The organism is Frigoriflavimonas asaccharolytica, from assembly GCF_013294015.1.
Classification (GTDB): Bacteria; Bacteroidota; Bacteroidia; order Flavobacteriales; family Weeksellaceae; genus Frigoriflavimonas; species Frigoriflavimonas asaccharolytica.
Genome location: NZ_JABSNO010000023.1, coordinates 1 through 12,156, shown reverse-complemented (window position 1 = coordinate 12,156; position 12,156 = coordinate 1). Strand labels below are relative to the sequence as shown.

The window sequence follows — 12,156 nt, the reverse complement described above, 5'->3', positions numbered from 1 at the left end:
AAATAAAACATGTCACAAATTGTTTACATCGGTATTAAATTAATCAAAATATCGCCCGAAAATCCTTTTCAATTGCTAATTTCTGACAATGCAGGAATTTCTTGGCAGATTACATTTTATGGTTCAGAAGTTTTAGGTGAGTTCTTCGAATTAGGAAAAAGAAATCTCACTGTTTTTGCCAAAACTTCCAAAGGTAGATTCCGTTCCATTTCGGAAGGTCGAGAATGGTCGGAAATAAATTGGTGAAAACATAAAAACATAATTTTTTACTTAATTTCGAATAAAAGTTTAGAGGATTTAAATTACTTCAAAATCAATTTTAACAATGAAAATAGTCTTTATTTCCGATACTCACTTACAACATCGCAAACTTAAAAATCTTCCAAAAGGAGATATAATCATTCATGGTGGAGATGTTTCAAAAATGGGCAGAGAACATGAAATAGAAGATTTTATCCACTGGTTTCTTCGTTTAGACTATGCTCACAAAATTTTTATCTCCGGAAATCATGATTTTTATTTTGAAGATTATTCTATGGATTTTATTCAGAAAAAACTGACTTCCAACTGTCATTATTTGTGTAATAGTGGAGTAGAAATAGAAGGAATTAAAATTTGGGGTTCGCCAATTACACCCACATTTTTTAATTGGGCATTTAATGAAGACCGCGGAAAAGCGATTCAAAAATATTGGAAAAAGATTCCGAAAAACACCGACATTTTGGTAACACATGGTCCGCCTAATGGCATTTTAGATAAAACGACTTCCAACATCAATGCAGGTTGTGAAGATTTACTGAAAACCGTAAATAAATTGAAACCAAAATTTCATTTATTTGGTCATATCCATGAAGCGTATGGAAAAGAAACTCTAAACGAAACTACCTTTATTAATGGTAGTTTGCTGGATATAAATTACAATTTGGTGAATTTGCCGATGGAGTTTGAGTATCCGCTTTAGTTATTTTGCCTTATTTAGGTAAATTTTGTAAATATGTTTTTTTAAACGGACTTTGTTTGACGGTGTTAGGATTTATATTTGTAAAAAATTAAAACTATGGCAAATTTTTATTGTGAATATTGTGGTACAAAAGCAAGCAGCATTGCAACATTAACAACAAGTTCTTGCCAACATCATCCAAATGGTAGCAACAAGGGAAAACACAAACTCTATGAAGGCAGCGAAAAAACAAAATACAGTTGCAAATATTGTGGAACTTCTGCATCCACTATTAAAAATTTAGTTATAAATTCGTGCCATCGTCATCCAAGTGGAAGTAATAAAGGGAAACATGCGGTGGCGTTGTAGAAAAAGTTTTAATTTTTGAATGTTATTAATATGATTTGCATTATATGTTATGACACAAAACATTTTTTTTTAATTTAAATTTAGATATGATAGAAATTAACCGTTTAATCGAAATAAGTAAAATAATTGATAGAGCTGATATTTGCAATGAATTAGAACTATTAAAAATTAAATCTGATGCAGTTGATAAAGAGATTACAATTCCTCTCGTTGGGGAGTTTAGCTCTGGAAAAACTTCAATTATTAATGCCTTAATAGATAATAAAAAGCTCGAAACAGCTTCAAAAGCTACCACCGCAACTATTTTTGAGATTAAATTTGGAAATGATTCTTTTTATGCCGAGAGTGTAGATCAAGAAAATAATATAAAAATAATAGAAGATTTAGAGGACTTAAAAAATGGGGATATAGAAGATTTAAAGCTTGTCCGAGTTTTTGACACTTCTAATAAGGTTCCTAGTAGTACAGTTTTGGTGGATACACCAGGTTTATCATCTAATGATATTCAACATAAGATCTCATTAACGAGTTATTTGCCATATTCAGATGCAATTTTGCTTGTCTTAGATATTAACCAACAAGTTACACGTTCATTACTAGATTTTATTGATAATACAAAGCTTGCTGAAAAGCCATTATACCTAATTATTAATAAGTGCGATACAAAAACTGAACAGGAAATCGAAGAAGTAAAAAAATACTTTATTGACAATATAAATATTAAGGTTAATAACATTGTCTGTATCTCTGCAGCAAGAGAAAATCTAGAGGAGCTTTATCAATTGTTCGATAATATTCAAAAGGAGAAAAACGAAATCGTAAACAAAGCAATTGATGCAAGAATTAAAAATATAGGAATCAATCTCTCCGAATACATTAACGATTTACTGACAAATTTAAACTCTAATTCATCTACAGAAAGTCAGATTGAAGAATTGCAAATTAAACTAAGAATAACAAAAAACAATATAACACGTTGGCTAGATGATTCTTCGTCAAAAATCGAAGAAAAATTAAATAATAATATTTCTCAATTTAGAAAAATAATATCTGAAAGATTAGATAATATTGTGAAAAACAATATCGATTGTGATACTGAAGTCAATGAAACTGTAAATATAGTTGCACTTACGATCTTACAAAATTTTAAAAAAGACATTCAATATGTTTTAACAAATTTAGCACGAGAGAGAAAATCAAAAATTGAAGAAGTACCACTCCAAGTATTAGAATCCATGGATTTGTCTTCTCTTTCGCTTGGTCACTTCTCCCATAACATGAAGTTGTCAGAACTTGGACATAAGCATGATAAAATAATTGGAGGTGCGGTTATTGCGGCGGGAGTGGCAGCAACATTATATTTTACAGGAGGAGGAGCCGTTATTTTAGGTTTTTTAAAGAACACTACTTCCAGTCCTGCGGTTAGAACATTAGTTATGCAAAAAATACTATCAAATACTTACAAGACAGAAGAGCAAATTTCAAAAGATTCAAAAGACAGTGCAGATAGAGCATCAAGATTAGCAGAACTCAATAAGAAACGTTCCTCAAATGATGAAACTGCGAATCCTGATAAGGATGAAACTGTAGCAGAAAAAGAAAGAGAGGAAAAGCAAAATTTAGAAACACTGCAAGAAGCTGAAAAATTAATTGCTCAATTTGAAAGTTTACATGGGGCTGCATCTGATAAAAAAGGAATTATTGAGAAAGTTGTCGGTGGAGCCACTGATTCTTTTTTTGGCAAGCCTCAAAGAAGAAGAAGAATTGATAGTTATGTAGAGGATGACTTACTTCCACAATTCAAAATGGAAATGGAATCTATTCGCAATGATTTACAACGAGCAATTGGGTTATTAGTAAATGAGGAAGCAGAAATTGTAACAAGCAAAATGGAAGACACTATAGTTAAATTAGAGGATGAAAGAAAAGTAGAAACTGAACTCTATGATAAAAAAATCAAAGAATTGAAGGAAGCTATTAGTTATTTAAATAATTAAAAATTAAAAAAATGAATATTTTAACTGTATTAACTGCTATAGCAGAAATAGATCCTATACAAGCTCAACCAGCACCTAGCTCAAATTTTAGCATTGGTAATATTTTAATTGGGGCAGTTATAGGAGCTGCCATAGGTATAATTTTATATAAAAAATTTATCGGTGGAAATTCACAAAATAAAAATATAAATCAACAAATTGAAGATTTACAAAATGAAAACAAACGAATTACTACCAATGCTACAAAACTTGAAATGCAACTAAAGGAAAAAAGTGTTGATTTCAAGCATCAACGCGATGGACTTAGGAATAACGAAGAGAGATATATCGATCTTCAAGAGGAATTTGAAGATTTGAAGAAAAAAGCCTTGAGTATTCAATCAGAAAATGATAATTTAAAATTTGACTTGGTGGGATATAAAAAAAATTATCCAATTCTAGAAAGCACGATCAATGAGTTAAAGGCAGAACTTCAACAATTGAAAAAATAAGATTGATGGAAACAGCAACATGGTTTTTCGTTATAACAACAATAATTGCGGTAATAGGAATTATAGTTATATACCTGCAAAAAAACAAAGAAAAAACTGAACAAAACCAAGATTCAAAGCAGGAAAACAAAAATCAAATAATTCTTCTTAATACGCAAATTCATGAATTAAAGAACCAACTAAATGATAAAGACAACAAATTTGAAAACGTGATTAGTATTCCAATTGAAAAGGAAAAGAATGTCAACCCAGCAAATAATGATTTTTTAACTGAGGAAAGTAAATTACCTGCTACTGACGAGATTTTATCTTTAACTAATCAACTAGCACTTTTAAAGCAAGAGTACGAAGAGTTACAATCAGATTTAGAAAACAGCGAAAATAAAAGCAGTAGAAAGAGAAAAGAATTAAACTCAAAAATTACGGAATTTGAGCAAGAAAAAGATGATTTTGAGACAAAAATCAAAGATTTAAACTCTCAACATGAAGAAACAATTGCAAGTCTTGACGAGAACTCAATTGAACTAAACAAGGCTTTAAACAAAGCTTTAATAAATATTGAAAATGCAAACAGCTTTTTAAACGCTAAAGAGCACGATAATCAACACAAGTTAAAGTTTTACAAATCAGTAGAAAATATCGAAAATTTTGTTGAAAAACAGTTACTTCCTAAACTACAATCCTTTAATGAGTTTGAAGAAGGCGAGCAGAGCAAATACAACGAATTAATTTGGACCTGGGCGAATTTACAGAGAAAATCGTGGTTGCAAAGTAAAAAAGTTATCGCTTTTGTAGGAGAATTTTCCGCAGGCAAAACCTCTATAATCAACAAGATTTTAACTCATGACAATCATGATAGCCTTAACTTACCAGTTAGTTCAAAAGCTACTACAGCCATTCCAACTTATATCTCGTACGATGAGAATCTTTTTTGTCAGTTTACTGATAACAATGGTGTTTTGAAAAACATTAATCAGGAAGTTTTCGAAAATGTGAAAAAAGATTTATTTTCTCAGATAAGTTTGTCATCATTAATTCAATATTTCGTTATTTCTTACAAGAACGAAAATCTAAAAGATATTTCAATACTAGATACTCCTGGTTTCAATTCAACTGATGTGGAAGATACCCAAAGAACTGCTGACGTGATTAGGGAATCTGACGCTTTATTCTGGGTGTTTGATGCGAATTTAGGAGATATAAACGAAACTTCTATTGAGGCAATAAAAAAATATTTAACGGAAATACCTATATATATTATTATCAATAAAGCTGATACAAAATCTTCAGCTGAACTGGCTGATATAGAAAAACAAATACGGCAAACTCTTGAAAAGAATTCTATTGCTATTAAAAACTGTCTTCTGTTTTCTCAGAATGGCACCATAAATGAGCAGAAGGAATACATTAAAAATTTATTTAAAAAAATAGGTGAAATTCCTAATATTTCAAAAATAGATGAATTAGATTTGATATACAGAAAACTAGATGAAGAGATTCTTGAAGCCACTAATCAATCTGTGATAGAAAAGAAAAAAAATAAGCTATTTAAAAACGAACTATCCATTGTAGAAGATCAAATTGATATGTATTTTAAAAGTATTAAGTACAGTAGTGAAAAAATATTAGAAAAAGGTAAGAAAGAAAATAAATGGCTTGGCAAAGATTATTATAAAATGACCGAAGATGAAAGAAATGAGCTTGAAGATGAAATAAAAACCTTAAATGAATCTGGAAAAAAAATAAGTGAATTACATACTGAAATTAAAGATAGAGAACTTATTGAAGAAATTGAACGTTCTGTTTCAAAATTTAATGCAGAGTTAAATCAGAGGAAAGAGTTACGGAAACTAAAGGGAGAACTAAATACATTAGTTGAGGATTGGGACCCAAAATATCATTCAAGATTAAAATAAAATTATGGATCAACACTTACTACAGCAATTGCAGGAGAAACGCGCAAAAATGAAAGAATTTGCAAGTGCTGCATTAAATAAAAATTGGCTGAGCGACAATGACTATAATTCAATAGTTGAAAAAATAGATAATGATATTTTAACAATTGGAGTTATTGGGCAAATGAAATGTGGCAAATCTACATTTCTTAACTCGTTCATATTTGGGAAAGAAATTTTGCCTGCTGCTTCAACGCCCATGACAGCAGCCCTTTCTGTAATTACCTATGGCGAAAAGGAAATGATTGAAGTTGAGTTTTACACTGTTGATGAATGGAAAGAGATACAGTTACAGGCTTCCATAGAACTTGCCGAAGTTATAGGTGATAAATCTTTAGAATCCAAAATAAAGGCAGCCAAAGAGCTGGTTGCTAAATCTCAATCTATAAATTCGCTCATGCCATCTCTTCTTGGTTCTACACCAGAAGATAGTCTTGAAAATTTAAAAGATTACGTTAGTGCAGATGGAAAATTTGTTTCGATAACGAAATCTGTTACAATATACTCGCCTAAGGAATGGTTGAAAAATGTTAAAATTGTAGATACGCCCGGTTTTAATGATCCAGTAGTTTCTCGTGAAGAGAGAACACAGGATTTTTTGAAAAATGCTGATGTTGCCGTATTGCTGTTATACGCCGGAAGAGCTTTTGATGCAACAGATAGGGAAATTATCTTTAAAAGAATAAAGAAAGTTGGGATGGGCAAAATTATAATTGCCATCAATAAATACGACATGAGTTATCAGAATGGTGATACAATTTCTGAAATAATAAATAATGTAAAAGAAGAAATTTCTAAGGCACTAATTGAATCTAATGATACTTCTATGAATGAATTACTAAGTGATATAGAACCCATACCTATGTCTGCAAGCATGGCACTATTATCAAAAGTACCTATGGCTGAAATCCAGAATAATGAACTTCATACATTCAATTGGAAAAGATTTACAGATATATTCGAGATTTCTACACAAGCAGAAATGCTCGAAAAAAGTCTGGTCGCTGATTTAGATAATGCTATAGAATCAGTAATTGAGCATGAAAAAATGAGCATTTTAGTTAAAAAACCAACTTCTACTATTATGCAGCGAGGTGATTCCAAAAAGACAGACATAGAAATAGAACTCAACAAAATTAACGAATTGGTCACAACTTTAGAAAAACCTGACCAAAATATCATTGATAAAGCAAAGCAATTAAAAAAAGCTAATCGCAATATTGAGAGAGAAATTGATAACTTTAATACAGATCTGTTTGATCAAATTGAGGAGAAAATTGTAGCAATAAAAAGGCGAATAGATGATTCTATTGTTGGATCAAAGAAGAAGATTAAAAATAACATCGAAACAGAAAGTGTTTTTCAAAAAAACAAAATTGCTGACGAGACCAATGATTCAATTAAAGAAGCAATCAAGAAAATAGATTATTTTATAGAAGATGGTAAAGAAAATATTTTGAAACTTGTTCGTAAAAAAAGTGAGGAATTATCTAATGAGGTTGTATTCTTATTGAATGAACACGTTGATGACGCAGATGATATTATTAAATCATTTATCTTAACGATTAAAAAAATTCGCATTAATTTTGACTATGAAATGGGAGCATCTCCTATAAGGCAAAATTCGCGAGACTTTTTCGATGGTGGTATATTTTTCCCTTTAAATATTCCAAAGGAAATAATAGATAAGTTTCAATGGAAAATGAATTTAAAAGAAGAGGTCAATATAGCATTTGAATCTATAGAAAATAATTTAATTGAAGTTGAAAGTCAGTTCAATAAATTAAAAGATGAATATTGCAGAAATTTTGATAATAAAGCTTTTAGTCATATTTTATCAAATCTTATTATTGTTTTAGAAGAAGTAAATGAAAACATAGAAACAAAAGCCTCAAAACTAAATGATTCAAAAGAAAAACAAGCGATTATACTTCAACAAGAATCAGAAATAAAATCGCAGATAAAGGATATGAATGAGTTGAAGTTAGAATTGGGTTTGTAACCTTAAATAACTATTTTCAAATTTAAATAAATGATCAACACTCAAAAAGACCCTATTTTTAAAAAATATCCAAATCTAAAATGGCTTCCATGGATTGGAAAAGACTATTTCGAAAATGATGAAAAACTTTTAATCATCGCAGAATCCCAATATGCACAAGGCGAAACAAAAGAGCAATACGAGAACGATTTGGCTTTGGTGAATAATCCAAATTTTACCAGAAATGCGGTACAACAAACTCAAATAGAAAATCATTACAAACATTTGGCTTTAGACAATTTTTTGAAAGCGGTGTTTGGGAATTCTACCATTAATAAAGAAAAATTATGGCAAGAAATTGCTTTCTACAACTTTGTACAACGCACCATGGATTATAGCAGTTTCGATGGAAATAAATATGAGCAACCTACAATTGCAGATTTTGATGAAGGTTGGAAAGTTTTTGCAGATGTAATCAAAATTCTAAAACCTACAGATTGCATTTTCATCGGCGTGACTGCCGCCACAAGTTTTGAAAGAATGATGGATGCGCTTAACATCCAAAGAACAGAAAGGATCTACCAAGACAAAATAAATTCTGCAAAACCTGCTACAACTTCCGTAATAATCGATGGTTTGAAAACGAATATTTCTTTCATCAAACATTCTTCTGCATATTTTTCGCCAGAAAGTTGGCGTCCATTTTTAATGGAAAATCATTCGGAAATAATTACTGATTTACCTTCTGAAATTTTCTAAAAAATCTTTAACAAACTTTTTTTTTTGACTGCGGCCTATTTTGGCGTAGTTGTGAATTATATTTGCTTATAATTACTCCAGTGGGATATTTTAAAGAAAATAATTAAAGTGTGATTGCATTCACATTATTGTTTAAAATAAAATGGATGTCCTATCTAAAATGAAATTATAATCAGCAAAATATATCTAAATTAAACAGAAAACTGAACTAAATTATCAACATGGAAACCATTGATTTAATAGCTCAACTAAAACAAAATATACTTAAAATTCAACATACGGATTCATTAGATGATACGAAAGAACTTGAATTTTATGATTCTCAAATCATTAACATCATTTTTCATTTCGGTTTGAAAAATAAATATTCAACAGAAGGATTTCCAGAAAAATATAATAAACTCATTAAAAATGAAGATGAAGATTTCCAGGATTTTTTAAGTTTTGATGTTAAATCGTATTACGTTTATAAAATCGCTTTGCAACACGATGATATTTTCCAAATGGTAAAAATCCATTTTAATGATCCCGATATTGATTATAAGGATGAAAATTGCAAGGACGATATTTTAATGAGTATTAAAATTCTGGAAAGTGAAGGTGTTAATTTAATTTTTGATCCAGAAAGTTTTGGAACTATTCCACTGTTTAGACCGAAACTTCCTCGTTAAACAATCTAAAATCTCTCTTATTTAAACGCCGTATATTGTCGTTTATGTTTATTATCTTTACCTGATAAAATAATCCAAATGGCAAAAAAAGAACAAATGCTTCGCTTGAAATTTATAGAAGAATTTTTGAGAAGAAGAAAAGATAAAGGTGCTTCTTATGAAGAAATCAATGATTATCTCGAACGGAAATACGAGGAAAAAAGTATAAAGCCAGACGATTTAAAATTTACCAAACGCACTTTTCTTCGAGATAAAGAAGCCATAAAAATGGTTTTTGGGATAGATATTATTTACCGTCGTTCCAGCAATACTTATGCGATTGAATATGATGAAATCGATGAATACCACGAAGATGTTTTTGATAATTTGCTTTTGGTAGAAGCATACAGAGAAGTGAAAGGTAAGAAAAATGTGATGTTTTTTGAACAAAGAAAATCTCGTGGTTTACATTGGTTAAACGGTTTGGTTCACGCGATTACCCATCAAAAAATCATTAGTTTAAATTATACCAAATTTTGGGAAGGCGTTTCTCACAAAAAAACCATGGAACCTTATGCGTTGAAAGAATTTAGAAATCGTTGGTATTTGTTGGCAAATGAAAAAGATGGCAAAGATTTTTTCCTCAAGACTTTTGGTTTGGATCGAATTTCAGATTTAGAAATTTCTAATTCTACTTTTACACCTGAAAAAATTGATATTGAAAACTATTTCAAACACTCTTTTGGGATTATTTATGGTGATAATGAACAAATAGAAGAAATCGTTTTGTCTTTTGATGCAGAACAAGGGCAATACATAAAAACCCTTCCTATGCATCATTCTCAAATAATTTTGATAGATAATGAGCAAGAATTTCGCATCCAGTTGACCATTTTTCCAACCTATGATTTTGAACGGGAGCTGCTTTCGCACGGAGAAAGAGTGAAGGTCATTTCGCCAAAAAGTTTGAGAGAGCATTTGAACAATGAAGTGAAAAATATGCTAAAAAATTATAAAAATTAAATTAATGAAAAGTATTTCTAAATCTCGTTTTGTTTCAGGAGTTCAGTGTTCCAAGAAAATCTATTTTGAATATTTTAGAAAAGATTTGAAACTTCCTGTAAGTGCTTCAACGCAACAAATTTTTGATTTAGGACATACGATTGGATCTTTAGCACAAAATTGTTTCCCGAATGGAGAAGATGCAACACCAACAGATTTTTCAGATTTTTCAACTTCAATTGAGCAAACGAAAAAATGGATTGCAGAAAAAAAGAAAACAATTTACGAAGCAACTTTTGCCACAGAAAATACTTTGGTAATGCTCGATATTTTGCACCGAAAAGATGATGAAATTTGGGCGATTGAAGTGAAAAGCAGTACGTCCGTGAAAGATTATCATTATACAGATGCGGCTTTTCAATATTATGTGATGTCCAAAGTTGGATGTGTTCCAGATCAATTTTTTTTGATGCATATCAACAATCAATATGTAAAAAAAGGCGAAATTTCTTCAGAATTTTTCCACCTTGCAAACATTACAGAACAGGTAATTGAAATGCAAAATTGGGTTGAATTAAATTTTGAAAATTTGCTGCAAGTCCTTAATTCAAAACAAGAACCTGTGGTAGAAATTGGTGCGCATTGCAGCAATCCTTTTGTGTGCGAATTTGCCCACCATTGTTGGAAACACGTTCCTGAAAATTCTGTTTTTGGTTTGACGAGAGCCGGAAATAAATCTTGGCAATTGTATGATGATGGAATTTTGAAATTGGCAGATATTCCCGTAGATTTTCCGCTAACAGTTGCACAGCAATTGCAGGTAAATGGAATTAAAAATAATGAATTCTACAAGGATTTTCCAGCAATTCGAGAGTTCTTAAATACTTGGGAAGAACCGCTACATTTTTTCGATTTTGAAACTATTTTTTCTGCAATTCCAGTTTTAGATGGAACCAGACCGTATCAACAAGTGCCTTTTCAATATTCTCTGCATATTTTAGAGGGTGAAAAAGCGATTTCTCACAAAGAATTTCTTGCAGATCCGAAAGATTTTCAAAATTCAACAATAGATCCGAGAAAGAAAATGATTGATCAAATGAAGTTGGATTTTTTGGATGAGGGAAGTATCGTAACCTACAATCAAAGTTTTGAAGTGGGGAGATTGAAAGAATTGGCAAAAGATTTCCCCGAAGATGCTGCTTTTCTTTTTGGTTTAATAGATAGAATTGTAGATTTATTGGTTGTTTTTAATAAAAGATGGTATTATTTGCCTGCGATGGGAAATTCGGCTTCCATAAAATCTGTACTTCCTGCAATTGCCCCAGAATTTTCTTATGATGATTTAGAAATTAGCGATGGTGGAAGTGCAAGTACATTATTTTATGAAAGTATTTTAAACGATTACCAAAATACGCCAGAATTAAGAGAGAATCTTTTAAAATATTGCGAGAGAGATACGTATGGAATGGTGGTGATTTATGAGGCATTAAAAAAGGAAATGCGGGAATTTTTTATTTAAAACCAGTACTTTACGTAGATTTAGATCCCAATAAACCATCCTCGATTTAGTCCCTAATTTTTGAAACAAGAACTAAATTTATTTAGATAGCTTATCCAATTTTCAGCTTTTTATAACGCTATAATTTTCTTTTGTCCAATGGCATTCTAAAAATAGTTTCACCTATATCCCAAATTGCGCAAATCACGACATTATTTAAAGTATTGATAAATAATTACTTATGTAAATTTTATTTATATTGTAAAACTTTTTTGCTTAAATTATTCGAAAATTCTCAATTTTTGTAGTAGAACTACTACAAAGAATTTCAAAAAGAGGTTTTATCTTTGAAGTATAATAATTTAAATAAATAATTAATTTAAAACTTAGAAATTATGGCAGCTAACAATTCAAGAGGTGTTTTGAAATTCAATGGAGGATCAGAACAAAAAGTATTAAAATTAAACTACAGCGTTTCTAGAAGTACAGACGTTTCAGGGCGTGTAGCTTCAGA

11 protein-coding genes and 1 pseudogene are annotated in these 12,156 nt (G+C 30.4%); all 12 read left to right on the top strand.

Going from position 1 to position 12,156, the window contains the following annotated elements; translation table 11 throughout:
* Positions 1 to 9 precede the first annotated feature (9 nt).
* Entirely contained in the window at positions 10 to 246 is a 237-nt protein-coding gene (locus tag HNQ03_RS12960; RefSeq protein WP_173780116.1) for a hypothetical protein, read from the top strand.
* 79 nt (positions 247 to 325) lie between these two features.
* Positions 326 to 961 (top strand): metallophosphoesterase family protein, encoded by a 636-nt coding sequence (locus HNQ03_RS12955; protein ID WP_173780115.1) that lies wholly within the window; start codon positions 326 to 328, stop codon positions 959 to 961.
* Positions 962 to 1,057: 96 nt separating this feature from the next.
* On the top strand, positions 1,058 to 1,309 hold the full coding sequence (locus HNQ03_RS12950) for a hypothetical protein (protein WP_173780114.1): 252 nt from the start codon (positions 1,058 to 1,060) through the stop codon (positions 1,307 to 1,309).
* An 86-nt stretch (positions 1,310 to 1,395) separates the two neighbouring features.
* The gene (locus HNQ03_RS12945) at positions 1,396 to 3,306 is read left to right on the top strand and encodes a dynamin family protein (RefSeq protein ID WP_173780113.1); all 1,911 of its coding nucleotides are present in this window, start codon (positions 1,396 to 1,398) and stop codon (positions 3,304 to 3,306) included.
* A gap of 11 nt (positions 3,307 to 3,317) precedes the next feature.
* Positions 3,318 to 3,797: a hypothetical protein gene (locus HNQ03_RS12940; protein ID WP_173780112.1), complete on the top strand. Its 480-nt coding sequence runs from the start codon at positions 3,318 to 3,320 to the stop codon at positions 3,795 to 3,797.
* A 5-nt stretch (positions 3,798 to 3,802) separates the two neighbouring features.
* Positions 3,803 to 5,713 (top strand): dynamin family protein, encoded by a 1,911-nt coding sequence (locus HNQ03_RS12935; protein WP_173780111.1) that lies wholly within the window; start codon positions 3,803 to 3,805, stop codon positions 5,711 to 5,713.
* A 4-nt stretch (positions 5,714 to 5,717) separates the two neighbouring features.
* A complete protein-coding gene (locus tag HNQ03_RS12930; RefSeq protein WP_173780110.1) occupies positions 5,718 to 7,754 on the top strand; it encodes a dynamin family protein in 2,037 nt (678 codons plus the stop codon).
* A gap of 30 nt (positions 7,755 to 7,784) precedes the next feature.
* The gene (locus tag HNQ03_RS12925) at positions 7,785 to 8,492 is read left to right on the top strand and encodes a hypothetical protein (protein WP_173780109.1); all 708 of its coding nucleotides are present in this window, start codon (positions 7,785 to 7,787) and stop codon (positions 8,490 to 8,492) included.
* Between the two features lie 221 nt (positions 8,493 to 8,713).
* Entirely contained in the window at positions 8,714 to 9,163 is a 450-nt protein-coding gene (locus HNQ03_RS12920; protein ID WP_173780108.1) for a hypothetical protein, read from the top strand.
* A 78-nt stretch (positions 9,164 to 9,241) separates the two neighbouring features.
* Positions 9,242 to 10,165, top strand: a complete 924-nt coding sequence (locus HNQ03_RS12915; RefSeq protein ID WP_173780107.1) for a helix-turn-helix transcriptional regulator — start codon at positions 9,242 to 9,244, stop codon at positions 10,163 to 10,165.
* Between the two features lie 4 nt (positions 10,166 to 10,169).
* Entirely contained in the window at positions 10,170 to 11,663 is a 1,494-nt protein-coding gene (locus tag HNQ03_RS12910) for a DUF2779 domain-containing protein (protein ID WP_173780106.1), read from the top strand.
* 374 nt (positions 11,664 to 12,037) lie between these two features.
* Positions 12,038 to 12,156, top strand: a pseudogene (locus tag HNQ03_RS16290) (type VI secretion system tube protein TssD); the annotation flags it as partial.

Bases quoted from the DNA above. Each gene is read 5' to 3' on its own strand.
- HNQ03_RS12960 (WP_173780116.1), top strand. From the start codon at position 10: ATGTCACAAATTGTTTACATCGGTATTAAATTAATCAAAATATCGCCC.
- HNQ03_RS12945 (WP_173780113.1), top strand. From the start codon at position 1,396: ATGATAGAAATTAACCGTTTAATCGAAATAAGTAAAATAATTGATAGA.
- HNQ03_RS12930 (WP_173780110.1), top strand. From the start codon at position 5,718: ATGGATCAACACTTACTACAGCAATTGCAGGAGAAACGCGCAAAAATG.
- HNQ03_RS12950 (WP_173780114.1), top strand. From the start codon at position 1,058: ATGGCAAATTTTTATTGTGAATATTGTGGTACAAAAGCAAGCAGCATT.
- HNQ03_RS12940 (WP_173780112.1), top strand. From the start codon at position 3,318: ATGAATATTTTAACTGTATTAACTGCTATAGCAGAAATAGATCCTATA.
- HNQ03_RS12920 (WP_173780108.1), top strand. From the start codon at position 8,714: ATGGAAACCATTGATTTAATAGCTCAACTAAAACAAAATATACTTAAA.
- HNQ03_RS12925 (WP_173780109.1), top strand. From the start codon at position 7,785: ATGATCAACACTCAAAAAGACCCTATTTTTAAAAAATATCCAAATCTA.
- HNQ03_RS12915 (WP_173780107.1), top strand. From the start codon at position 9,242: ATGGCAAAAAAAGAACAAATGCTTCGCTTGAAATTTATAGAAGAATTT.
- HNQ03_RS12955 (WP_173780115.1), top strand. From the start codon at position 326: ATGAAAATAGTCTTTATTTCCGATACTCACTTACAACATCGCAAACTT.
- HNQ03_RS12935 (WP_173780111.1), top strand. From the start codon at position 3,803: ATGGAAACAGCAACATGGTTTTTCGTTATAACAACAATAATTGCGGTA.
- HNQ03_RS12910 (WP_173780106.1), top strand. From the start codon at position 10,170: ATGAAAAGTATTTCTAAATCTCGTTTTGTTTCAGGAGTTCAGTGTTCC.